General features: G+C 71.1%; 20 protein-coding genes. 16 read left to right on the top strand and 4 right to left on the bottom strand.

The window, feature by feature from the left end:
• Positions 1–199: 199 nt before the first annotated feature.
• Positions 200–1,528 (top strand): dicarboxylate/amino acid:cation symporter, encoded by a 1,329-nt coding sequence (locus tag ACT3UL_RS00655; RefSeq protein ID WP_444576105.1) that lies wholly within the window; start codon positions 200–202, stop codon positions 1,526–1,528.
• A gap of 45 nt (positions 1,529–1,573) precedes the next feature.
• Here the strand turns inward: ACT3UL_RS00655 and ACT3UL_RS00650 are convergent, their stop codons facing one another.
• Positions 1,574–2,353, bottom strand: a complete 780-nt coding sequence (locus ACT3UL_RS00650) for a patatin-like phospholipase family protein (protein WP_444576103.1) — start codon at positions 2,351–2,353, stop codon at positions 1,574–1,576.
• 87 nt (positions 2,354–2,440) lie between these two features.
• Here ACT3UL_RS00650 and ACT3UL_RS00645 point away from each other — a divergent pair, with 87 nt between their 5' ends.
• The 5 genes from ACT3UL_RS00645 to ACT3UL_RS00625 all read left to right on the top strand — a co-directional run bounded on the left by ACT3UL_RS00645 (position 2,441) and on the right by ACT3UL_RS00625 (position 7,062).
• Positions 2,441–2,875, top strand: a complete 435-nt coding sequence (locus ACT3UL_RS00645) for an ArsR/SmtB family transcription factor (protein ID WP_444576102.1) — start codon at positions 2,441–2,443, stop codon at positions 2,873–2,875.
• Positions 2,872–3,783: a cation diffusion facilitator family transporter gene (locus ACT3UL_RS00640; protein ID WP_444576101.1), complete on the top strand. Its 912-nt coding sequence runs from the start codon at positions 2,872–2,874 to the stop codon at positions 3,781–3,783. Before ACT3UL_RS00645 ends, ACT3UL_RS00640 begins: the two co-directional genes overlap by 4 nt.
• A 66-nt stretch (positions 3,784–3,849) precedes the next feature.
• Positions 3,850–4,686 (top strand): SDR family oxidoreductase, encoded by an 837-nt coding sequence (locus ACT3UL_RS00635; RefSeq protein ID WP_444576099.1) that lies wholly within the window; start codon positions 3,850–3,852, stop codon positions 4,684–4,686.
• A complete protein-coding gene (locus ACT3UL_RS00630) occupies positions 4,686–6,599 on the top strand; it encodes an ABC transporter ATP-binding protein (RefSeq protein WP_444576097.1) in 1,914 nt (637 codons plus the stop codon). The genes ACT3UL_RS00635 and ACT3UL_RS00630 overlap by 1 nt, the downstream gene beginning before the upstream one ends.
• A gap of 238 nt (positions 6,600–6,837) precedes the next feature.
• Positions 6,838–7,062 carry a hypothetical protein gene (locus ACT3UL_RS00625; protein WP_444576095.1) on the top strand — a complete coding sequence of 75 codons (225 nt, stop codon included), beginning with the start codon at positions 6,838–6,840 and terminating at the stop codon, positions 7,060–7,062.
• Between the two features lie 98 nt (positions 7,063–7,160).
• Here ACT3UL_RS00625 and ACT3UL_RS00620 read toward each other — a convergent pair whose 3' ends face one another.
• On the bottom strand, positions 7,161–7,433 hold the full coding sequence (locus ACT3UL_RS00620; protein ID WP_444576094.1) for a 2Fe-2S iron-sulfur cluster-binding protein: 273 nt from the start codon (positions 7,431–7,433) through the stop codon (positions 7,161–7,163).
• 118 nt (positions 7,434–7,551) lie between these two features.
• Positions 7,552–7,920, bottom strand: a complete 369-nt coding sequence (locus ACT3UL_RS00615; protein ID WP_444576092.1) for a hypothetical protein — start codon at positions 7,918–7,920, stop codon at positions 7,552–7,554.
• Between the two features lie 515 nt (positions 7,921–8,435).
• On the opposite strand from ACT3UL_RS00615, the gene ileS reads away from it, so the two are divergent.
• Positions 8,436–11,732: an isoleucine--tRNA ligase gene (gene ileS / locus ACT3UL_RS00610; RefSeq protein ID WP_444576091.1), complete on the top strand. Its 3,297-nt coding sequence runs from the start codon at positions 8,436–8,438 to the stop codon at positions 11,730–11,732.
• 91 nt (positions 11,733–11,823) lie between these two features.
• Here ileS and ACT3UL_RS00605 read toward each other — a convergent pair whose 3' ends face one another.
• Positions 11,824–13,434, bottom strand: a complete 1,611-nt coding sequence (locus tag ACT3UL_RS00605) for a WXG100 family type VII secretion target (RefSeq protein ID WP_444576089.1) — start codon at positions 13,432–13,434, stop codon at positions 11,824–11,826.
• Between the two features lie 318 nt (positions 13,435–13,752).
• Here ACT3UL_RS00605 and ACT3UL_RS00600 point away from each other — a divergent pair, with 318 nt between their 5' ends.
• From ACT3UL_RS00600 to ffh, 9 genes are all read left to right on the top strand, one after another.
• On the top strand, positions 13,753–15,102 hold the full coding sequence (locus tag ACT3UL_RS00600; protein ID WP_444576087.1) for a bifunctional folylpolyglutamate synthase/dihydrofolate synthase: 1,350 nt from the start codon (positions 13,753–13,755) through the stop codon (positions 15,100–15,102).
• 2 nt (positions 15,103–15,104) lie between these two features.
• Positions 15,105–15,509: a DUF4233 domain-containing protein gene (locus tag ACT3UL_RS00595; protein ID WP_444576086.1), complete on the top strand. Its 405-nt coding sequence runs from the start codon at positions 15,105–15,107 to the stop codon at positions 15,507–15,509.
• A 35-nt stretch (positions 15,510–15,544) separates the two neighbouring features.
• Positions 15,545–15,970, top strand: a complete 426-nt coding sequence (gene ndk, locus ACT3UL_RS00590) for a nucleoside-diphosphate kinase (protein WP_444576084.1) — start codon at positions 15,545–15,547, stop codon at positions 15,968–15,970.
• 81 nt (positions 15,971–16,051) lie between these two features.
• On the top strand, positions 16,052–16,213 hold the full coding sequence (locus ACT3UL_RS00585; protein ID WP_444576083.1) for a hypothetical protein: 162 nt from the start codon (positions 16,052–16,054) through the stop codon (positions 16,211–16,213).
• A gap of 434 nt (positions 16,214–16,647) precedes the next feature.
• Positions 16,648–18,009, top strand: coding sequence for a signal recognition particle-docking protein FtsY (ftsY, locus tag ACT3UL_RS00580; RefSeq protein ID WP_444576547.1), 1,362 nt, complete (start codon positions 16,648–16,650; stop codon positions 18,007–18,009).
• A 277-nt stretch (positions 18,010–18,286) separates the two neighbouring features.
• Positions 18,287–19,714, top strand: coding sequence for an ammonium transporter (locus ACT3UL_RS00575; protein WP_444576081.1), 1,428 nt, complete (start codon positions 18,287–18,289; stop codon positions 19,712–19,714).
• Positions 19,711–20,049 (top strand): P-II family nitrogen regulator, encoded by a 339-nt coding sequence (locus tag ACT3UL_RS00570; RefSeq protein WP_444576080.1) that lies wholly within the window; start codon positions 19,711–19,713, stop codon positions 20,047–20,049. Before ACT3UL_RS00575 ends, ACT3UL_RS00570 begins: the two co-directional genes overlap by 4 nt.
• Positions 20,033–22,384 (top strand): HD domain-containing protein, encoded by a 2,352-nt coding sequence (locus ACT3UL_RS00565; RefSeq protein ID WP_444576078.1) that lies wholly within the window; start codon positions 20,033–20,035, stop codon positions 22,382–22,384. The genes ACT3UL_RS00570 and ACT3UL_RS00565 overlap by 17 nt, the downstream gene beginning before the upstream one ends.
• A 159-nt stretch (positions 22,385–22,543) precedes the next feature.
• Positions 22,544–24,145, top strand: coding sequence for a signal recognition particle protein (ffh, locus tag ACT3UL_RS00560; RefSeq protein ID WP_444576546.1), 1,602 nt, complete (start codon positions 22,544–22,546; stop codon positions 24,143–24,145).
• Positions 24,146–24,190 lie beyond the last annotated feature (45 nt).

Here is a 24,190-nt window from a genome sequence, read left to right as displayed (position 1 = left end):
GGGAGGAGAGGTGGCGGGCTCCTCGGCGTCCCGGCTTCGCGTCGGCCCTGCGCCGCCCCCACCCCGGCCTCGCGCTAGCCCCGCGCCGACCCCGCTCCGCTCCGGCGCCGGAACGGCCTGTGCGGGATGCCGTCGCTGGCCGAGCCCGCGCACGTCTACGCTGTCCCGGTCCCCACCCCAGACATGAACCGGAAGTTCCATGGATAACGTCGTCCCCTCCTCGGACGGTGAGCAGCCCACCCCCGCTCCTCCCGCCGACTCCGCGGTCACCACCGCTGCCACCCTCGCGTCGTCGGATGCTCCTCCCGGTCGCACCGCACGCCGCCGTCGTTTCGGCCTGCTGCCGCGCATTCTGCTCGCCATCGTGCTGGGCATCGTGCTGGGGCTGGTGATGCCCGAGGCGGTCGCCCGGGTCTTCACCACCTTCAACGGACTCTTCTCGGGATTCCTCGGCTTCCTGATCCCCCTGATCATCGTGGGGCTGGTGACGCCCGCCATCGGCGAGCTCGGCCATGGCGCCGGGAAGATGCTGGCGGCGACCGCCGGGATCGCGTATCTCTCCACGGTCCTGTGCGGGCTGTTCGCCCTGGCGCTGTCCCTGCTCCTGCTGCCGCGCATGCTGGGCGGCGCGAGCATCGACTCGCTCGACAATCCCGAGGACTCCGCGATCGCGGCGTACTTCGAGATCGAGATCCCACCCGTGTTCGACGTGATGACCGCGCTGATCCTCTCGTTCTGCCTGGGCATCGGCCTGACCCTGGTGAAGCGCGGAGCGCTCCAGGAGTCCTTCGAGCAGCTGCGCACCATCATCGTGCGCATCATCGAGGCGATCATCATCCCGCTGCTGCCGCTCTACATCTTCGGCATGTTCCTGGGCCTGACCATGAACGGCCAGATCTGGACCGTGATCGGCACCTTCCTCACCGTGATCCTGCTGGTGTTCGCCATGACCGTGGTCGTGCTCCTGGCGCAGTACGGCGTGGCCGGCTGGGCGATGGGTCGCAATCCGCTGAAGATGCTGTGGACCATGCTCCCGGCGTACATGACGGCACTGGGCACCAGTTCGTCGGCTGCGACCATCCCGGTGACCATCGAGTGCGCCAAGCGCAACGGGATCCCCGATGCGATCGCCGACTTCGTGGTCCCGCTGTGCGCCACGATCCACCTCGCCGGGTCGACGCTGAAGATCACCACCTTCGCCGTGGCGATCATGATCGTCACCGGCATGCCTCTGCACGTGGGCGCCCTGGTGGGTTTCGTGTTCATGCTCGGCGTGGTGATGATCGCGGCTCCGGGCGTTCCGGGCGGCGCCATCATGGCTGCGGCGGGGGTCCTCGCCTCGCTCCTCGGGTTCAGTGAAGCCGCCGTCGGGCTCATGATCGCGGCGTACATCGCGATCGACTCCTTCGGCACGGCCACCAATGTCACGGGTGACGGCGCGATCGCCGCCGTCATGACGAAGCTGTCCAAGGGGAGGGTCTCCGGCGACCTCCAGGTCTCCGGCCACCCGCAGGTCCAGGGGGTCTGAGGTTCTCGCGTCTCAGAGCCCTCGCCTCTCAGAGCCCCCTGCCTCTCAGAGCCCCTCGCGGTCCAGGGCTGCGACGGCGACGCGGCGCCCTGCGTCGATCACGTCTCCGCTGCGATGGAAGACCATGTTGTTCGTGATGTTCGCGGGCAGGTCGATGTGGACGCCCTCGGGCCTGTTGGCGATCGCCGCCCGTTCGACGCTGTGCAGCAGGATGTCGAAGGTCGTGGTAAGGATCCCGGGCATGAAGCGAGGAGGGTGTCGTCCGAGCCGCACCGCCTCCTCCGGAGCTCCCAGGGCGCTCACGCTGAGCAGGAGATCCGCGGCGGGGTCCCGTTGGGTCGGGATCGGCAGCGGCGTGGTCAGACTGCCGTCGACCAGCACCCGGTGCCGGGAACGAACGGGCGCGAACAGCCCGGGGATCGCGATCGACGCGTGCACGGCGGCGGCGAGGGGGCCGTCGGTCAGCACCACCTCCTCCCATCCCGTGAGGTCGACGGTGGTCGCGGAGAAGGGGATCGGGAGATCCTCGATGCGGCGGTCCCCGTACAGCACGCGCAGGAGCCGACGCACACGTCGGCCCGCGACGATCCCGCTGCCGTCGAGCGCCGCGTCGAGATGCCACAGGGCCCTGCGCAGCCCCGTCGAGCGGGCGATCTCCTCGAACAGGTCGAGGGTCCCGCACGCGTAGGCGGCTCCCACGAGGGCACCCATCGATGTCCCGTGGAGCCGTACCACCTCGTGTCCACGCGCCTCGAGCTCACGGAGCACCCCCACATGGGCGATCCCTCTCGCCGCACCGGATCCCAGCACCAGATCGATCTTCATCGGATCAGTATGTCGGTGGTCCGGTGGTCCGGTGGCCCGGTGGCCCGGAGTAGCGGCGAGCCGGACGATCTGTGCAACACTGAACATATGAACAGTTCTTCAGGTGTCCTGGTCGATGGGTCCACGGCGATCAGCGCGGCCGCCCGTCTTGCCGAGCATCTCGAGGAGGTGCGCGGCAGGATCCCGGGGGAGGCGGCGATGGCCGACCTCGCCGATGTCTTCTCCCTGCTCGGTGATCCCTCGCGGCTGGGACTGCTCATCGCGCTGCTCGAGGAGGAGCTGTGCGTGAGCGATCTGGCGCAGGTCACCGAGCACTCCGAGTCCTCGGTCTCCCACGCGCTCAAGCTGCTGCGGGCGCATCGCATCGTCGCCGTGCGCCGAGAGGGCAGGAGGGCGTTCTACCGACTCGATGATCCGCATGTGCGCCTGCTGCTGGAGCTCGCGATCTCCCACGCCGCGCACAGCGACATGCACCATCCCGAACGCGAGCCGGGGGAGCAGCAGGACGGAGCATCGTCATGACGCACAGTCATGGGCCCGGTGCGGCCACCGGGCACGCCGGCGCGGCCCACCGGTGGCGGCTCGCGGTCGCGGTGGTGCTCATCGGCGTCTTCTTCGTCGTCGAGCTGATCGCGGGACTGCTGTCGGGATCCCTCGCCCTGATCTCGGACGCCGGCCACATGGCCGCCGACGTCGTGACCCTCGCCGCGGCGCTCAGTGCCACGATCCTCGCGGCCCGACCCGATCGCAGCGGCCGACGCACCTTCGGCAACTACCGCCTGGAGGTCTTCGCCTCGCTGCTCGCCGTGCTGATCATGCTCGGCGTCGCGGTCTTCGTGGTGATCGGTGGGATCGGGCGCATCGGCCGTGAGGTCGAGATCGACACCGGACCCATGCTCGTCGTCGGCGTGCTCGGTCTCCTCGTGAACCTGATCGTGCTGCGTATGCTCCAGGGCGGCGCCGCCGAGAGCCTCAACGTCAAGGGTGCCTATCTCGAGGTGCTCGCGGACACCGTCGGGTCCGTCGGCGTGATCGTCGCGGCGATCCTCATCCGGTTTACCGGAGCGAGCTGGATCGACACCGCGGTCGCGCTCGCCGTGGGCGCCTTCATCGCCGTGCGGGCCGTGCTGCTGGCGAAGGAGGTGCTCGGCGTCCTCGGTCAGGCGGCTCCCGCGGGTATCGACCCCGGCGCGGTGCAGAGCGAGCTCGAGGCGATCGACGGGGTCGCCGACGTCCACGACCTGCACCTGTGGACCCTCACCTCCGGGATGGAGGTCGCGACCGTGCACCTCGTGGTCGCGCCGGGCTTCGATCCCCACCCCGTGCTCGATGCCGCCCAGGAGCTGCTCGAGTCCCGGCACGGCATCGCCCACGCCACGGTGCAGACGGAGCCGACGGACCACCACGGCTGCCTCGAGATCGGGTGGTAGCCGCCCCGTGCCCGCGCCCCGCGACGAGGCCCGCGACGGGGTGGGAGGCCTGCGTATCCTGAGCTCATGACCGCTTCTCCCGCCCCGTCCCCGTCCGGCACCTCGACCGCGAGCTCGACCTCGGCCTCCGTCCCCTCGTCCGGGGCCGACGACCTCACCGCCGTCGTCACCGGAGCATCCTCCGGGATCGGCCGTGCGACCGCGGCGCGGCTCGTGGCCGAGGGATGGCGTGTCCTCGCCGTGGCCCGCCGCCAGGAACGCCTGGACGAGCTCGCGGCCGAGACCGGCTGCGAGGTGCTCGCCGTGGACGTGACCTCCGACGACTCCGTCGCTGCTCTCGTGGAGCGCGTCGACGAGCTGTTCGGTGGGAGCCTGAACGCGGTGGTCCACGTGGCCGGCGGGGCGCTGGGCGTCGAATCCGCCGCCGAGGCGGACCTCGAGAAATGGCAGCGCATGTACGACATCAACGTGCTCGGTGCGGTGCGGGTCACCCGTGCGCTGCTCCCGTCCGTCCGGACGAGCGGGCGCGGCGATCTGCTGTTCGTCACCTCGGTCGCGGCGCAGGAGGCCTATCCCGGCGGGTCCGGCTACAACGCGGCGAAGGCCGGGGAGCACATGCTCGCCGCCGCCCTGCGCCTCGAGCTCAACGGCGAACCGATCCGCGTCATCGAGGTCGCCCCGGGCATGGTCCGCACCGAGGAGTTCTCCCTGGTGCGGCTCGGCGACCAGGACGCGGCCGACAAGGTCTACGACGGCGTCGAGAATCCGCTGACCGCGCAGGACTGCGCCGACGTCATCTCCTACGCCCTGGGTGCCCCGCACCACGTGAACCTCGACCTGATCACCGTGCGTCCGCTCGCCCAGGCCGCAGCCCACCGCGTCGCCCGGCACCAGGGAGTCTGATGGCCCACGGCGGTATGGGCGGTGGCATGGGCGGCCCCGGCGGCGGCATGGGTGGCGGCCGAGCCCGCGGGGAGGAGCGCAGGCTGGCACCGGGACAGCGGCCCGACCTGCGCCGTGTGCTCGCCCTGTTCCGCCCCTACCGCGGGACGCTCATCGCGGTGCTGGTGCTCATCGCGATCGGCGCCGCGACCGGGGTGGTCTCGCCGTTCCTGATCCGGGAGATCGTCGATGTCGCCCTCCCGGACCAGCGGGCCGACGTCCTGGCCAGGTGCGTCGGCGGCCTGATCGCCGTCACCATCGTCTCCAGCGCCCTCGGCGTCACCCAGTCGATGCTGTCCACACGAGTGGGGCAGGCCGTCATGCACGACCTGCGGGTCTCGGTGTACGCGCACCTCCAGCGCATGGGGCTGGGGTTCTTCACCCGGACCCGCACCGGCGAGATCCAGTCACGCATCTTCTCCGACATCGGGTCGATGCAGGCCATGGTGACCAGCGTGATGACCCAGATCGTCTCGTCCGCGGCGGCCGTGGTCATGGCGCTGGTGGCGATGTTCGCCCTGGACTGGCGGCTCACTCTGTTCTCCCTCATCGCCCTGCCGCTCGCGGTGTGGATGAACCGCCGGGTGGGCCGACGCCGACGGGAGATCGTCCGCATCCGCCAGGAGAAGGCCGCGGACCTCTCCGCCGGGATCCAGGAGTCGCTGTCGGTCTCCGGGATCCTGCTGGGGCTGACGATGGGTCGCTCGCAGGCGCTGACCGACGCCTTCACCGTCGACTCCCGGGGCCTGGCCGACCTCGAGGTGCGCTCGGAGATGGCCGGCCGCTGGCACATGGCCGTGTTCACCACGCTGATGGCGCTGTTCCCGGCGCTGACGTACCTGCTGGGCGGGCACCTGCTGTTCTCCGGCACCGGCGTCACCATCGGCACCCTGGTCGCCTTCATCGCCCTGCAGTCCGGGCTGTTCCCGCAGATCAACGGCCTGCTGCGGGTAGCCACCCAGGTCAACAGCTCCCTGGCCCTGTTCACCCGAGTCTTCGAGTACCTCGACGCCCCGATCACCATCGCCGACGCGCCCGACGCCCTCGCGCTGGATCCCACCGAGGTGCGCGGCGAGATCCGCTTCGAAGGCGTCACGTTCACCTATCCGGGGGCCGACGCCCCGGCGCTGCACGGCCTGGACCTCGTGATCCCGGCCGGCCGCCACACGGCACTCGTGGGGACCACCGGTTCGGGGAAGACCAGCACCGGATACCTCATGGCCCGCCTCTACGAGCCGACCACGGGCCGGATCACCCTGGACGGGCACGACCTGCGGGACATCACGATGGGCTCGCTCGCGGACAGCCTCGGCGTGGTCACCCAGGAGACCTATCTCCTGCACGCCACGATCGCCGAGAACCTGCGCTTCGCCCGGCCCGACGCGAGCGACGAGGACCTCGTGCGGGCCTGCCGCATCGCCCAGATCCACGACCACATCGTCGGCCTGAGCGACGGCTACGCGACCGTGGTGGGGGAGCGCGGATATCGGTTCTCCGGCGGCGAGAAGCAGCGCCTGGCGCTCGCCCGGACGATCCTCCGGGACCCGCCCGTGCTGCTGCTGGACGAGGCCACCTCCGCCCTCGACGTCGTCACCGAACGCGCGATGTCCGGCGCGCTGGACGCCGTGGCCCGCGGGCGCACCACCGTCTCGATCGCGCACCGTCTCTCCACGGTCCGCGCGGCGGATCAGATCATCGTGATGGCGGCGGGGCGGATCGTCGAACGAGGCACCTACGAGGAGCTCCTGGGACGTGGCGGAGTGTTCGCGGACCTCGTCGCCCAGGACTCCGCGCGCGATGGCGCTCAGCAGCAGGAGGGTTCCGCGGGCGATCCGCTCGAGGCGTCCGGGACGCCGGCGCCTCCGGTGAGCTGAGATCGGGGCGCTGCGGTCGGGGTCACGGCGGTCGGGTGCCGGTGGCGCGTCCAGGATCGTCGGTCTACGACCAAAGACGGAGACGGGTGTCCGCCTCCCGAGGGATGTGCGCGACCGGTGCCGCCGAGCAGGATGGGGGTATTGATCGGCACCAGGACCACTCGGCACCAGGACCACCGAGACGGATATCCCGCCTCAGCGGATCAGGCCCGGAGCACCCAGCGGACAGGACGTCACCATGACGACGTACACGGAGACGACGTACACGGAGAACTCTTCGCGCCACGGCACGTGGCGCAAGCCTAGCGCGGGCCGTCCGGCGCTGTTCGTGCTGCTGCTGTCGATCGCCGCTGTCGGCGTGCTCGGCCTGCTCATCGCCGGCCCCACCCTCGCCCTGCCGCTGTCGGTCGCCCTGATCTGCCTGGTGAGCCTCGCCTGGGCTGTGGCCGGGCCCCGACTATGACGACCCGTCGTCTTTGACGTCCCGTCCATGACGTCCCGTCCATGACGTCGTGTCCATGACACCGCGTCGTCCATGACGTCGCCGCCGATCTGATCGACTCAGACGTCGATCTCGATCTCGCCCTCACCGCGGGAGACGCACGTGATCATCTGATCGTCGTGCTCGTCATCCATGAGGAACTCGTCCATGTGCTCGACCTGCCCGGAGACCAGCGGCACCACGCAGGTTCCGCAGACGCCACCCTCGCAGGAGTAGTCCATGGGGATGTCGGCATCGAGCAGGGCTTGCAGGAGGGACTGGCCCTCGTCGACCTCGACCGTGATCCCGGACTTGAGGCACTTGGCGGTGAAGGGCTCTCCGAACAGCGACATCCTCGCTCCTTCTTCGTCGACCGTCCTGAACGGACGGAACCGTGGAACATCAAGTTTCCCACGGCCGCGCACCGAACCGGGGGTGAGGCCTGCCTCACCTGGTGTCAAGGGACCTGCCTCAGGACGCCTGTCCGTCCCGGTGCTCCGGTGCGGTGGTCGCGGTCGTGGCGGTTGCGGTGGTGGTGGCCTCGACGTCCAGCGGCGCGATCCAGTTCCTGCCCTGCGGCGGCACCGAGGGAGCGCCCGACGGGGTCAGCGCGAGAGCGGTCGGCCCGAAGCTCAGCACCAGCAGGGCGGCGGCGCCCAGCGACGCGGCTCCCGCGGTCGCCCGGTCGCGCAGGCCGTGCGGAGGATGGGCCGAGGCCTCTGCCGGGACCATGGAGTCGGACTGCGGGAAGTGGACGGTCACCTCGGTGCGACCTGCAGGGGCATCCGACGCGGTGGGCACCGTCGACGGCAGATGATCTCGCCGTGGTTCGTCATCCATGTCGGTTCCTCCTCGGGGGACCCTGTCGGCGATCTGCCGCTGGAGCAATCAGACGTCCTCAACCTGGACCGGTGCTGTGCACACGGGGCAGATTCCCTGGCATCGTGACTCCGCATCGCATCGCATCACATCGCATCGCATCGCATCGCCCTGCCAGCCCCGCCCTGCCAGCCCCGTCGCCCACGCCCGCGGTGTTCGCCGTGTCTCTTCGCGCCGGGCACGGGTGACCTCCGGGGGAGCGCCGCGTACACTGACCGGCAACGGCATCGACCCGGCCATCACCGGAGAGCCGCGGGAAGAACAACCCATCGCCCGTTCGCGGGGAGGGCCCAGTAGAACCCGCCGGGACCAGCCCGTCATCGCTGAGGAACAAGGGGACGCCCCGTGCCGGTCCGCCGGCAGGGATCAGGCGTCAACCGAGGTGGTACCGCGCCCTCGGCCTCCGGGTCGGAAGCGTCCTCGGGCATCGTGATGTCCCAGCCGCCGCCCCTTGTCCTTCTTCGGAGGTCCGCCCCATGGTCTACCCGGTCAGCGGAGACCCGCTCGTCCCCTCGCCGAACCTGCCCTCGCTCGAGAACGCCATCCAGGAGTTCTGGCGGCAGGACGACACCTTCCGAGCCTCGATCGCCCAGCGCGAGGGCGCCGAGGAGTTCGTCTTCTACGACGGTCCGCCCTTCGCCAACGGCCTGCCCCACTACGGGCACCTGCTGACCGGTTTCGTCAAGGACGTCATCCCGCGCTTCCGCACCATGTGCGGCAACAAGGTGGACCGCCGTTTCGGCTGGGACACCCACGGCCTGCCCGCCGAGCTCGAGGCGATGCGGGAGCTCGGCATGACCGAGAAGTCCGAGATCGAGGAGATGGGGCTCCAGGCGTTCAACAACTCCGCACGGAACTCGGTGCTGAAGTACACCAAGGAGTGGGAGGACTACGTCACCCGCCAGGCCCGCTGGGTCGACTTCGAGAACGACTACAAGACCCTCGACGTCACCTTCATGGAATCGGTGCTCTGGGCGTTCAAGACGCTCTATGACAAGGACCGCGCCTACGAGGGCTACTACGTGCTGCCCTACTGCTGGAAGGACCAGACGCCGCTCTCCGCCCACGAGCTGCGCATGGACGACGACGTCTACCAGGAGCGCCAGGACCAGACCGTCACCGTCACCTTCCCCTTCACCGGGGACAAGGCCCGGCAGCTCGGCCTCGAGGGCGTCGGCGCGCTGGCCTGGACCACCACGCCGTGGACCCTGCCCACCAACTTCTCCCTCGCCGTGGGGCCGGAGCTCGAGTACTCCGTGGTCCCCGCCGGTCCGCTCGGCGCCGCCGACGGCACCGCCGCCGGCGAGGGCCGCTACCTGATGGCGACCGCGCTGCTGGGCTCCTACGCCAAGGAGCTCGGCTACGAGAGCGCCGAGGATGCGCTCGCAGCCTGCGAGGAGCGCGTGTTCGTCGGCTCCGAGCTCGAGCACGTCGCCTACGAGCCGTTGTGGACCATCTACTCCGAGGACCGGGAGAAGTGGGGCACCCAGAACGCCTGGATCGTCACCGTCGCCGACTACGTCTCGACCGACGACGGCACCGGCGTGGTCCACCAGGCCACCGCCTACGGCGAGATCGACCAGCAGGTCAACGCCGAGTACGGCATCCCCGTCATCGTCTCCGTCGATGAGGGCGCGCAGTTCCTGGACTACTTCGCCGGGACCGCGCTCGACGAGATCGCCGGCGTGCAGGTGTTCGAGGCGAACCGCCCGATCATCCGCAACCTCCAGCGCGCCGGGCGCCTCCTGCGCGAGGCCAGCTACGTGCACTCCTACCCGCACTGCTGGCGCTGCCGGAACCCTCTGATCTACAAGGCTGTGAGCTCCTGGTACGTGAAGGTCGCCGACCAGCGCGAGCGCATGCTCGAGCTGAACGAGCAGATCGACTGGGTGCCCGGCAACGTGAAGGACGGCCAGTTCGGTCGCTGGCTCGAGGGCGCCCGCGACTGGGCGATCTCCCGCAACCGCTACTGGGGATCCCCGATCCCGGTGTGGAAGAGCGACGATCCGAACCACCCGCGCGTGGACGTGTACGGCTCCCTCGCCGAGCTCGAGGAGGCCTTCGGCACCCTCCCGCGCGACGAGCACGGCGAGGTGAACCTCCACCGTCCGTACATCGACGAGCTCACCCGGCCCAACCCCGACGACCCGACCGGGCGCTCCACGATGCGCCGCGTCGAGGAGGTCTTCGACGTCTGGTTCGACTCGGGCTCGATGCCGTACGCCCAGGTGCACTACCCCTTCGAGAACACCGACTGGTTCGAGAGCCACAATCCGGCGGACTTCATCGTGGAGTACATCGGGCAGACCCGCGGCTGGTTCTACGTCATGCACGTGCTCTCGACCGCGCTGTTCGACCGGCCCGCGTTCACCTCAGTGATCTGCCACGGCATCGTGCTCGGCGAGGACGGGCAGAAGATGTCGAAGTCTCTGCGCAACTACCCCGACGTGCGCGAGATGTTCGACAAGTACGGGGCCGACGCGATGCGCTGGTTCCTCATGAGCTCGCCGATCCTGCGCGGCGGCAACCTGGTGGTCGACGAACCGAAGATCCGCGATGCCACGCGCCACGTGGTGCTGCCGCTGTGGAACGTCTGGTACTTCCTGGGCCTGTACGCGAACGCCGCCGGGGAGAAGGACGCCGACGGGAAGCCGACGGGCTACCGCGGACGCACCCGCTACCAGTCCACCGACGTCATGGACCAGTACCTGCTGGCCCGCACCGGTGATCTGGTGCGCGAGGTGAAGGACTCGCTGACCGCGCTCGCGATCGCCGATGCCGCCGAGCTGATCCAGGACTACCTGGACATGCTCACCAACTGGTATGTGCGCCGCTCCCGCGACCGCTTCTGGGAGGGCGACGAGCAGGCGATCGACGTGCTGTCCACCTGCCTGGAGACGCTGTGCCAGGTGGTCGCCCCGCTGCTGCCCATGGTCGCCGAGGAGATCTGGAAGCAGCTCACCGGAGGCCGTTCCGTGCACCTCACGGACTGGCCCGACGCGGACCTCTTCCCCCGCGACGACGCGTTCGTGGCCCGGATGGACGCCGTGCGCCAGGTCGCGAGCGTGGGCAACTCCCTGCGCAAGAAGGAGCAGCTGCGGGCCCGGCTGCCGCTCGCCGAGCTCACCGTGGTCCACCACGACCCGAGCGCCCTGGAGGCCTTCGCCGCGATCATCGCCGACGAGCTCAACGTCAAGGCCGTGCGCCTGTTGGACGTGGCGAGCGACGAGGCCCAGGGCATGGGCGTCGAGCAGCGGCTCAGCGTCAACGCCCGGGCCGCCGGACCCCGCCTGGGCAAGCAGGTGCAGACGGTCATCAAGGGCTCCAAGAGCGGCGACTGGTCGGCCGACGAGAACGGCGTGGTCACCTCCGGCGGCATCGAGCTCGTCGAGGGCGAGTACTCGCTGGATCTGGTCGCGGGGGAGTCCTCCGCGATGGAGGGGCGCTCCGTGGGCGTGCTGCGCGGCGGCGACTTCCTCGCACTCGACACCCGGGTGAGCCCGGAGCTCGAGGCCGAGGGCACCGCCCGCGACGTCGTCCGGGCGATCCAGTCGGCCCGCCGCGAGGCCGGGCTCGAGGTCTCCGATCGGATCCGTCTGACCGTGGACGGCGACGAGCAGGTCGTCGCCGCGGTCACCGCGCACCGCGAGCTGGTCGCCGGGGAGGTGCTGGCCGTCGAGCTCGACGTGCCCGCAGCTCCGGCAGCCGGGGCGCACGAGGCGAGCGAGAAGGTCTCCGGAGGCACCGTGAGGGTCTCCGTCGTGAAGGCCTGACGGGCACCGTGACGGCTTGACAGGCGCCGCGACGGTCTGACGGGCGCCGTGACGGCCTGGCAGCGCTCCCGCTGGTGAGCGCTGCCAGGCGTCACGGTGCTCCTCGGCCGACCGTGACCACGAGCGAGCGGGACACGGAGGTGCCCTCTCCCAGGTACAGGCCGGTGAGGTCCTCCTGCAGCGCGGACAGCACGGGGTCGCCGGCCGTGCCACGCGCGAGGGACCCGGAGTAGCCGCCCCCGGGATCGTGGCCCGGCCCCATGGAGTCGTGGTTCGCTGCGAGCACCGGGACCGGATCGACGCCCGTCACCGGATAGGGGTCGAGCGACACCTCTTGGAGCCCCGGGGCGCCGAGCCGGGTCCCCCCGGGCTGGGCGCCTTCCAGATCGGTCGCGGCGATCAGGTCTCCGCGGAACCCGGTGACGCCGATCCCCGACTCGTGGTGGACATTCACCGACTGCGTGGACGACTGGGCCGGGACGACCGTCTGCACCGGGGAGCCGACTGAGAAGGTGTGGGTCACGTCGTAGGTCCCCGGGCGCCCCGAGCCGCTGTTGAAGCGGGGATCCGCCGCGAGATGGGTGGCGACGATCCCGCCCTGGCTGTGCCCGACGAGCAGGACCTTGGAGCCCGGCGGGATGCCCGCCGCTTCCATCGCGGCCCGCACATCGTCCATCGCCGCCGGATGCTGGCCCGCGATGAGCCGGAGGTTCGACCCCCAGTCCCGGGAGTTCCCCTGGCCCCCGTAGGCGTCGGGAACCGAGGCGATGGGTGCCCCTTCGGTGGGTGGGATCTGCACGATGTAGGTGGGATCCGCACCGGAGGCATCGCGGATCTCCAGAATCCCGATCTGCCCGGCGTCGCGGGCCTCCTGCTCTCCGCGTCGGAGTCGAAGCGAATCGTTCTGGGCGATCAGATCCTGCAGGTCCTGTGGCCCGCGAGAGCTGCTCTCCCGGGACTCGACCCTGTCGACGATGCCGCCCGGCCGGTCATCGAGGAAGGGGGTGTCCTCCCCGGTGGCGGCCTCGTACACCCCGACGCCGGCCGAGCCCGACACCACCAGTCCTGCGGCGCCCAGCTCCGCGTACGTCGGGGTGCGCTCGCCGGTGGCCCAGTCCTCGAGAATGCTTCCGAGATGGTCGGCATCGCGCTGGAACTGACCGATGCCGTCGCTCCGGATCCCTGCGAGATCGAGGCGTGACTCCAGAGCGTCGAGTCCTGTCTCGGCGCCCCAGCCGATGCCGTCCGACGCGATCCGTGCCGCGGACGAGAGCAGGGCCTCCGCCGGGTCCTCGAGCAGGTTCGGTATCGCAGGGGCGTCGTCGTGGAGGTACCCGTTGCCGGAGGGAGCAGGAACCGCCTCCGGGATCGAGCTTGTCCGGCTCTCCCCGGGGAGCGTTCCCGCCCCGGCCGATGCCCCGGTCCCGGCCCTGTCGCGCTCCGAGGCGATGTCCTGCTCCCGGGCCTCCTCCAGGCCGCGATCGCCGAGGGCGAGGAGCTCCGCGCGCAGAGCCCTCAGCCCGGACGCTGTCGGCCCGGCCCATCCGCTCCGGAAGGCGTCGGCGTCCGGTCCGGTCCAGGGGACCTCCTCCACGACAGCATCGAGGCGGAGGCGCAGGGCGTCGAGGACGGTCGATGCCCGACGCAGGCGGACCGCTTGCGCCCGCAGCGCCGCGGTGTCCGCGCCGCAGGAGAGGGTCACCGCGCACGCCCGGGAGAGTTGCCGGCGGTGGCGCATCGCAGCGGGGTGAGGCCCGTGGCCACGCCGATCCTCAAGGCACCCATGGTTCCGCTCCTCGGCCACGAGGCGTCCTGGTGACCCCTCCCACATCGATATGCCGATCCTAGGAACGTCCCGATCCCCTCCCAGTGAGGTTCCCGTCCGGTGTGGACAACAGGCCTCTCGGGAGGAACGGTCATCCAGGGGGTGCTCGTACACTGATCTGCGCCCCCTTCCACCCCGTCGAACCCAGGAGCCCCTGTGCCGAGTTCTCCCCGTCCGGGCACGTCTCGTCCGGCCATGTCGCCCGAGCTGCGAGAGGTCTATGCCGCCCTGCTCGACCGCGCGCCGGAGAACCGGATCGAACCGGACCTGTCACGGATCACCCGGGTGATGGACCTGATGGGCAACCCTCAGCGGGCCTATCGCTCGATCCGTATCGCCGGCACCAACGGCAAGACCACCACCGCGCGGATCCTCGAGCGGATCCTGCGCGAGGCCGGGCTGCGCACGGGCCGCACCACGAGCCCGCACCTGCATTCGCCGGTCGAGCGGATCGGCATCGACGGCTCTCCCATCGACGAGGAGGGCTTCCTCCAGGCCTACCAGGACGTCGAGCCCTTCGCCGCGATCGTCGACGCCGAGCAGGAGGCCGCCGGGGGTGTGCGGCTGACCTACTTCGAATACCTCACGGCGATGGCCTTCCAGGCGTTCGCGTCGGCACCCGTCGACGTCGCCGTGGTCGAGACCGGCCTGGGCGGGACCTGGGACGCCACCGGCGTCGTCGACCCCGATGTCACCGTGATCACGCCCATCTCGATGGACCACCAGGAGTACCTCGGAGACACGATCGCCGAGATCGCGGGGGAGAAGGCGGGCATCCTCACGGCCACGGCCACGGCGATCATCGCCAACCAGCCGTACGAGGACGCCGCCGATGTGCTGCGCGAGCGGATCGGTGAGCTCGGCGCCGAGGCCGCGATCGAGGATCAGCAGATCGGCGTGCTCGCCCACACGCCGGGCGTCGGCGGCCAGATGCTCTCCCTGCAGGGGATCGCCGGCCGCTACGAGGAGGTCTTCCTCTCGCTGCTCGGCGAGCACCAGGCCCGCAATGCGCTGCTGGCCGTCGCGGCGGCCGAGGCCCTGCTCGGGGACGGCACCACGGTGCTGGACGGGGAGATGCTCGGTGCCGCGCTGTCCACGGTCACCTCGCCCGGTCGGGCGGAGGTCGTCCGCCAGTCGCCCACCATCGTGCTGGATGCCGCGCACAACCCCGCCGGTGCCCAGACCCTCGTCGAGACGGTCCGGGAGAACTTCCGGCTCACCCGCACCATCGGGCTCGTCGGGATCCTCCAGGAGAAGGACGCCGAGGAGATCCTCGCCGTGCTCGAACCGCTCCTGGACTACGTCGTGATCACCCAGTCCTCGTCCCCGCGCGCGATCCCCACCGACGTGCTCGCAGAGATCGCGCGGGACGTGTTCGACGACGAGGAGCGTGTGCTCGAGCAGGGGAGCCTGCCCGATGCGATCCAGGCAGCCGTCGACCTCTCGGAGACCGACGGCGACCAGTTCGGCGGTGTCGTCGTCGCGGGCTCGGTCACGCTCGTGGCCGAGGTGCGGGACCTCCTGGGCGTCCCGCAGGAGGATTGATCATGGCTCTGGACCTGACCCCTTCGCCGCGCCCGCATGGTGCGCAGCGCATGTTCTCCGCGACGACGCTGGTCGTCGAGGCCTTCGTCGTGTTCTTCGCGGTGCTCGCAGCGCATCAGCTGGTGCCCGGTGACCGGGCGACCACCTGGATCTGGGGCATCGTGACCGCCCTCGCGCTCGTGGCCTGCTCCGGCTTGCTCAAGCGCGGTGCCTGGCCCTACTGGCTCGGCATCGCCCTGCAGATCCCCACGATCCTGCTGGGCCTCCAGGTCACCGCGATGTGGGTGGTGGGCATCGGCTTCGCCGCGCTCTTCGTCTACGGCGTGCTCAAGGGCAAGCAGCTGGATCGGGAGAAGGACGCCGTCGACCAGAAGGTATGGGCCCAGCAGGAGTCCGCGCAGGACTGAACGCGGAGCGCCGTCGCCGTGGGTACCCTGGTGACATGACTGCACAGCGCACCCTTGTCCTGCTCAAGCCCGACGCCGTCCAGCGCGGCCTGCGCGGGGAGATCATCCGTCGCCTCGAGGTGAAGGGCTACGAGATCGTGGCTCTGGCCCAGCGCACCGCCACCGCCGAAGAGCTGTCCGCTCACTACGCCGAGCACGAGGGCAAGCCCTTCTACCCCGGCCTCGTCGAGTACATGGGCGCCGGCCCGCTCGTCGCGATCGTCGCCGAGGGCGACAGCGTGATCGCCGGCTTCCGGTCCCTGGCCGGTGCCACGAACCCGACCGAGGCCGCTCCCGGCACGATCCGCGGAGACCTCGCCCGCGAATGGGACCTCCCGGTGATCCAGAACCTCGTGCACGGCTCCGATTCCGAGGAGTCCGCGGCCCGCGAGATCGGCATCTGGTTCCCCGAGCTCGGCTGATCGCGGCCCGCAGCCGCAGACGTGAGGCGCGCCGCATCCCGGATCCCAGCGGATCCGGGCTGCGGCGTGCACACTGAGAGCATGCAACTGCCCGTGGTCACCCTCGTCTTCCTGGCTGCTGCCGTCGTGGTGGCCCTCGCGATCCTGTTCGTCGTCGCCGCACCCCATCTGCGTGAGCGCGATCACGACGACGACGGGCGGCCCGTGGAGAACCCGCGGCACACCTCCCGCACACGTCGCTGAGGACTCTGCTCCTCCACCGGGTGTCCCCACCGGGTCCTGCAGTGCCGGGGGGATCCGCCTGCGGCCTACACTGGCCGTTGGCCTCGCCGCATCGCCGGCTTCCCCGACCCCGGAGGTGACCCGTGGATCCCAATGACATCCTTGCCCTGTTCGCTGGTGGCGGTGGCAGCGTCCTCGTCGTCGGAGCGGTGGCCTGGGCCATCGTCCGCGGTCGCGGCAAGAAGAAGTCCTCCCACGACGACACGACGCCGACCGGATCCCAGGGCGCGACCGGGACCACGACCGGGTCATCGGCGGAGACCTCGGCCGGGACGGCGACGCGGTCCTCGACCGCTGTCAAGGATCGCCCCGCCCCGCCCAGCTGGGCGGACACCCTCTCCGCGCCGACGCGGAAGCCGTCCGCAGGGGAGCCCGCCCCCGCGACGGACCCGTCCGTGGACGATGCCGCGGGCCGTGGCTCCGCGCAGGCCTCGGAGCACTCCGCGCAGGCTTCGGAGCCGGTGACGGGGACGTCCGCCGCGGCAGGCACCGTCGCGCCCGAGGGCGCGCAGAGCGTCGACGAGCACGCGGCCGATCCGGCCGTCGGCACCTCGGCAGCTCCGGAGACCGCCGCAGGTGCTCCCGAGACTGCTGCCGATGCTCCCGAGCCGGCCGCGAGTGCTGCAGAGGTCGGAGCGACCGACGTCCCGGTGACTGATGCCCCGGTGTCCGCTGCCCCTGCGACCGAGGCCCCCGTGACCGAGGCCCCCGTGACCGAGGCCCCCGCGACCGAGGCCCCTGTCGCCACCCCGGCCTCTGTCTCCGCCCCGGAGACTGCTGCCGGCCGACCGGAGCTGGACACTCCCGAGCCCCCGGCGGACCGCATGGTCCGTCTGCGCGATCGGCTCTCCCGCTCCGGTGCGATCGGGCGGGGCATCCTCGGCCTGCTCACCCGCGGCGGCGCGGTGGACGAGGACACCTGGGACGAGATCGAGGAGACCCTGCTCCTGGCCGACCTCGGCCCCGACGCCACCGATGAGATGCTCGAGAACCTGCGTCGCCGCATCCAAGTCCTCGGCACCGATGATGCGGCGGGCGTGCGCGAGGTCCTGCGCGAGGAGCTCGTCGGCCTCATCGATCCCGACCTCGACCGACGGCTCGCCGCCAGCCGTCGGGACGCGCCCGATGGCACCGAGGTCCCCTCCGTGCTCCTCATGGTCGGGGTCAACGGCACCGGGAAGACGACGACGGTCGGCAAGCTCGCCCGCGTCCTGGTCGCCGCCGACCGCACCGTCGTGCTCGGCGCGGCGGACACCTTCCGCGCCGCCGCCGCCGATCAGCTCCAGACCTGGGGCTCCCGCGTGGGCGTCGACACGGTGCGCGCCGACCGTGACGGCGCCGATCCCGCAGCGGTCGCCTTCGACGCCGTGAAGGAGGGCATCGAGCAGGAGGTCGACGTGGTCATCATCGACACCGCCGGGCGCCTGCAGAACAAGAAGGGCCTGATGGACGAGCTCGGCAAGGTGCGCCGGGTCGCCGAGAAGGGCCTGCACGGGGACAGCGTCGCGGAGGTCCTGCTGGTCATCGACGCCACCACGGGCCAGAACGGCATGCAGCAGGCGAAGGTCTTCTCCGAGGCCGTGAACATCACCGGCATCGTGCTGACCAAGCTCGACGGCACCGCCAAGGGCGGCATCGTCGTCAACGTGCAGCGTGCGCTCGGCGTCCCGGTGAAGATGGTGGGGCTCGGTGAGGGCATGGACGACCTCACCCCGTTCGATCCCTACGGCTTCGTCGACGCGCTCCTCGAGGACTGAGCGCGCCGACTCCTCGTCCGACCCGCCTGCGAGCCGGGGCCCCTGATCGGGTGATCTGGGGCCCCGGCTCGTCGTGGTCGGTGTCGCGCGGCCCCGCCCGACAGGAACCCGAGGTGTCCACCGGGCGGGACCGCGGGTCACAGAATGATCACGGCGGCCTTCTGTCATAGGCGTCTTGCCCCGAGCGCCGCACGATGTGAGCGCGACCCGCCGGGCCGCGCGGACCCAGGGTCGTGTGAGCGACCCCGGGCCGGCCCCACTCCAGTTCGGAGATGTCATGGAGCCCTTCACCCTCGACACCGGGGCGACCGCCTGGATCCTCGTCAGCGCTGCGCTCGTGCTGCTGATGACCCCGGGCCTGTCGCTGTTCTACGGCGGGATGGTGCGTGCCCGCACCGTCCTGAACATGATGCTGATGTCCTTCAGCGCCATGGCTGTCGTCGCGATCGCCTGGACGCTCATCGGGTACTCCCTCGCCTTCGGCACCGACGTCGGCGGGCTGTTCGGGGATCCCCTGGAGCACATCGGCCTGGCGGGCACGGACCAGCAGTCGATCCTCGCCGGCAGCGGTGTGCCCTTCCTGGTCGCCGCCGGCTTCCAGATGACCTTCGCGATCATCTCCACGGCGCTGATCTCCGGCGCGATCGCCGACCGCGTCAAGCTCGGGACCTGGATGGTGTTCGCCGCGATCTGGGTGGTCCTCGTCTACGCGCCGCTCGCCCACATGGTGTGGGGCGGGGGACTGCTCGGCGCCGACGGCATCTTCGCCTCGATCGCCGAACCGGTCGACTTCGCCGGCGGCACCGTCGTGCACATCAACGCCGGCGTCGCGGGCCTGGTCCTGGCGATCGTCGTCGGTTCCCGCAAGGGATTCGGGTCGGACCCGATGAAGCCCCACAACCTGCCGCTGGTGATGCTCGGCGCGGCGCTTCTGTGGTTCGGCTGGTTCGGGTTCAACGCCGGATCCGCCGGGACGGCCGACGCCACCGCGGGCCTGGCCTGGGTGAACACCACGGTCGCCACCGCGGGCGCGATGCTCGGCTGGGCGCTGGTCGAACGGATCCGTGACCGCCACGTCACCTCCCTCGGTGCCGCCTCCGGTGTGGTCGCGGGGCTCGTCGCCATCACCCCGGCGGCCGCGGCGCTCAGCCCGCTCACCTCGATCCTGCTCGGTCTCGTCGCCGGTGCGGCGTGCGCCCTCGCCGTCGGCCTGAAGCACCGCTTCGGCATCGACGACTCGCTGGATGTCGTCGGCGTGCACCTGGTCGGTGGCCTCGTGGGCACCATCGGCATCGGTTTCCTCGCGGCCGACGGCGGCCTGCTGCTCGGCGGCGGCGCGAGCCTGCTGGTCGTCCAGGTGCTCGTCGCCGTCGCCGCGATGGTCTTCTCCGGCGTCCTCACCACAGTGATCGCGCTGGCGCTGAAGCACACGATCGGATGGCGGATCCCCGAGGCCGACGAGCGCGCCGGCATCGACCTCACCCACCACGCGGAGGCCGGATACGATCTGGCAGGTGCTCTCGTCGCACGACGGGACCGCCTGGGCGGCCCGGCCCGCGCCGCCCACGTCGCTCCCGACGAGTCCTTCACCGTCCTGGACGGTGCGGCCGATCCGGGGCCGCGCAATCCCGCACCGTCCGCCGCGACCCCGGCCGACCCCGCCCCCGTCACCCCGCGAGCCGTCACCACAGGAGAGCCCCGATGAAGCTCATCACCGCGATCATCCAGCCGCACGCCCTCCAGACGGTCACCGACTCCCTGCGCGAGTACGGGGTCAGCGGGCTGACGATCACCGAGGTCGCCGGCTACGGCCGCCAGGGCGGGCACACCGAGGTCTACCGCGGCGCCGAGTACACGATCGACACGATCCCCAAGATCAAGGTCGAGGTGCTCGCGGAGGACGCCGACGAGAGCGCGATCATCGACCTCGTCCTGGCGGCCTCCCGCAGCGGCCGCATCGGGGACGGCAAGATCTGGACCACGGACGTCGGCACCGTCGTGCGGGTCCGCACGGGGGAGCGGGATGCGGATGCCGTCTGAGGCGCTGCCCTCGCGCCGCATCACCCAGGTGCTGCACGAGGGCTTCGCGGACCCCACCGCCGGTCCCCGTCGCCGGCTCGAGCAGGCAGCCCTCGTGGACGGCTGGCTGGCCGAGCTGTGGGCGGAGGCCGGCGGCCCCGCGTCGGGCGCGGCGCTGGCCGCGATCGGCTCCCTCGGCCGGCGGGATCTCGGCCCGGGCAGCGATCTGGACCTGGTGCTCCTCCTGGAGCCCGGGGTCCTGGACGACGCCGGCGCCGAGCGCCTCGCGAGCGCCCTGTGGTACCCGATCTGGGACTCGGGATCCTCGCTCGACCATGCGGTGCGCAGCCCCGATGAGTGCGGGCAGATCGCCCAGGAGGACCTCCGTGCCGCGATCTCCCTGCTGGACCTGCGGGTGATCGCGGGTGATCCGCAGATCGTCGAGGAGACCTCGCGTCGGGTCCGGGCCCAGTGGCGGCGCGGGGCGCGCCGCCGGGTCGGGGAGCTCGTGGAGCTGGCGACGGACCGCGCCCACCGCTACGGCTCGCTCGCGCACTCGACCGAACCGAACCTCAAATCCGACCGCGGCGGCCTGCGGGACGTGACCGTCATCCGCGCCATCGCCGAGAGCTGGCTGGCCGACCACGACCACGAGGTCGTCGACGCCGCCGCGCGCACCCTGGGCGACGCCCGCGATGCGTTGCAGGCCGTCACCGGCACCTCCGGCACGCGCCTGGGCCGCGGCGACCAGGACGCGGTCGCCGCCCTGACCGGCCATGCCACGGCCGACGACCACCACGCGGTGCTCGCCGACGCCGCCCGCGCGGTGACCTGGGAGCTGCACCGCACCGTCCGCGCCGCCGAGGCCGCGAGCAGCCGTGGGGGAGCGGCGTCCCGCGGTGCGGGCACCGACCGTCGGCCCGCCCTGACGCGCCTCCCGCACGGCGTGCTCGTGCACTCCGACGAGGTCTCCACCGACCCCGGCTCCCGGGATCTGCTGCGCGACATGGCGGCGGTCCGCCACGCGGCGGTCTCCGGCCTCCCCCTGGCCGATGCCACGCTGGCCCGCATGGCGCAGGCGGACGCCGCGCCGCTGCTGCCCGCCCAGCGCGACGTGCTCGTCGACGCCCTCGCGGGGGAGCACCTCGCGGAGGCCTACGAGGCGCTCGACGTGAAGGGCATCTTCGCCCGCTGGATCCCGGGCTGGGCGGCCGTGCGCAACCGGCCCCAGCGCGCCGCCGTGCATCGCTTCACCGTGGACCGCCACCTGATCGAGACGGTCATCGAGGCCCAGCGGTTCCTGCCGCGCGTGGGCAGGCCGGACCTGCTCCTGGTCGCCGCCCTGCTCCACGACCTCGGGAAGGTCCCCGGCCAGCGGAACCACGCGACCGAGGGCGCCCCGCTCGCGGAGGCGGCCGCCCGGCACCTCGGCTTCGATGCCGCGGACCGCCGCACGATCGCCCTGCTCGTGCGCGAGCACCTCACCCTGATCGGTCTCGCCACCGGACGGGACCTGGCGGACCCCGCCACCCTGCGGGACCTGCTGGTCGCCGTCGATCACGACGCCGGCACGCTCGAGCTCCTGCGCGCGCTCACGGAGGCCGACGCCATCGCCGCCGGCCCCGCCGCCTGGTCCACCTGGCGCGCGGACCTCGTCGACCACCTCACCGACATCGCCCGAGACGCGCTCAGCGGCACCGCTCCCGCGCCCCGGGCGGTGCTGGCCCCGCAGCGCTCCGTGCAGGAGGCGGTGATGGCGGCCGTCCAGCGCAGCGGCAGCGCCCAGGTGCTCTATCCGGCGCACACCGAGGACGAGCCGATCTCCCAGATCTGCGTCGGGGCGCCCGACGGGGCCGGAGTGTTCGCGGCGATGGCCCGCGTGCTCGTGCGGCTGCGCCTGGACGTGCACAGCGCTGTCGTCACCACCCAGGACGGGACGGCCGTGAACACCTGGTGGGTCGCCGCGCCGCCGTCGGACCTCCCGCATCCCTCGGTGCTGCGCAGCGCCGTGGACCGGGAGCTCGCGAGCCGCGACCGGGCCGATGCGCGCGTGCTCGAGCTGCCGCCCTCCCCGCCGCCGCGCACCACCGAGGACGCCCCTGTCGTGACCCTCCTTCCCGGTGCCTCCGGCGAGGCCACCGTCGTGCAGGTCAACGCCCGCAACCGTCCCAGCCTCCTGGCCGACGTCGCCCAGGTGATCACGGTGCACCGCCTGCAGGTGCGCAGCGCTCATGTCATGACCCTCGGGCAACGCGCCGTCGATGTGCTGTACCTGACCGATCAGCACGGACGCTCCCTGGATCCGCCGACCGTCGGACGGGTCGTCACCGCCCTCATGGACGCCGCCGCGACCTGACCCGCTGAGCCGGCCCGATGAGCTGGCCCGATGAGCTGGCCCGATGAGCTGGCCCGGGCGCTGTGCGTGCCCTTCGCCTCGGAGGTGATGCCTGGGCGTGCTCGAGCCGGAGGTGGCCACTACACTGAGGCGGTCCATTCGACCAAGGGGAAGCGCTTCGTGTTCAACAACCTCTCCGATCGCATCACAGCGTCGCTCAAGGGTCTGCGCGGCCATGGCCGCCTGACCGAAGCGGACGTCGACAAGACGATCCGCGAGATCCGTCGAGCCCTGCTCGACGCCGACGTCGCCGTCTCGGTGGTGCGCACCTTCACCGGCCGCGTGCGCGAGCGCGCCCTGGGCGAAGAGGTCTCCAAGGCCCTCAACCCCGCCCAGCAGGTCGTCAAGATCGTCAACGACGAGCTCGTCGAGGTCCTCGGCGGCGCCACCGGCGAGCTGCACTGGGCGAAGAATCCGCCCACCGTGATCATGCTGGCCGGCCTCCAGGGCGCCGGCAAGACGACGCTGGCCGGCAAGCTCGCGAAGTGGATGAAGTCCGAGGGGCACACCCCGCTGCTCGTCGCCTCCGACCTCCAGCGCCCCAACGCCGTGAACCAGCTGCAGATCGTCGGCGAGCGAGCCGGCGTGCCCGTGTTCGCGCCCGAGCCGGGCAACGGCGTCGGCGACCCGGTGCTGGTCGCGATGAACGGTGTCTCCACCGCGCAGTTCCAGCAGCACGACGTGGTCATCGTCGACACCGCCGGCCGTCTCGGCATCGACGAGGAGATGATGCAGCAGGCGCGGGACATCCGCGACGCCGTCAACCCTCACGAGACCCTCTTCGTCGTCGACGCGATGATCGGCCAGGATGCGGCGCGCGTCGCCGAGTCCTTCCGTGACGGCGTCGGCTTCACCGGCGTCGTGCTCTCCAAGCTCGACGGCGATGCCCGCGGCGGTGCCGCCCTGTCGATCACCGGCGTGACCGAACGTCCGATCCTGTTCGCCTCCACCGGCGAGAGCCTCGACGACTTCGAGCGGTTCCACCCGGACCGCATGGCCAACCGCATCCTCGACATGGGTGACGTGCTCAGCCTCATCGAGCAGGCCGAGAAGTCGTTCGACCAGGACGAGGCCGAGAAGGCGGCGAAGAAGCTCGCCTCCGGCGAGGACTTCACCCTCGACGACTTCCTGTCCCAGATGCAGCAGCTCAAGAACATGGGCAACATCAAGAAGATGCTCGGGATGCTGCCCGGCATGGGTCAGCACCGGGAGGCGCTCGAGAACTTCGACGAGAGCGAGATCGGCCGCATCGAGGCGATCATCCGCTCGATGACCCCGGAGGAGCGCAACAACCCCAAGGTCATCAACGGGTCGCGCCGCAACCGCATCGCCCGCGGCTCCGGCACCACCGTGCAGCAGATCAACCAGCTGCTCGAGCGGTTCAAACAGGCCCAGACGATGATGAAGTCCATGGGCCGCGGGATGGCCGGTGGCGGCACGCCGGCCATGCCGGGCGGTCCCGGCATGGGCATGGGCAAGAAGTCTCGTGGCAAGCAGGTGTCGCCGAAGCAGGGCAAGAAGTCGAAGTCCTCGAAGAACCCCGCCAAGGCCGCCCGTGAGCAGGCCGAGGCGGCGAGGAAGGCCGCAGCCGGAGAGAGCGCGGGCGCGGGGTCGGGCGGATCCGCCTTCGGCGGCGCCCCCGAGCAGTCCGCACCGGACCTCAGCTCCTTCGACCCCAGCCAGCTCCCCCCGGAGATGCAGAAGCTCCTCGGCGGCAAGTGACCGCGGGCGGGACCGGGCACGCCCCGGTCCCGCCGCCGATGCACA

Source organism: Brachybacterium sp. 107, assembly GCF_052379725.1.
In the GTDB taxonomy this organism is placed as follows: domain Bacteria; phylum Actinomycetota; class Actinomycetes; order Actinomycetales; family Dermabacteraceae; genus Brachybacterium.
The sequence above is the reverse complement of the archived record's forward strand: the minus strand, read 5'-3'. Positions and strand labels throughout refer to the sequence as shown.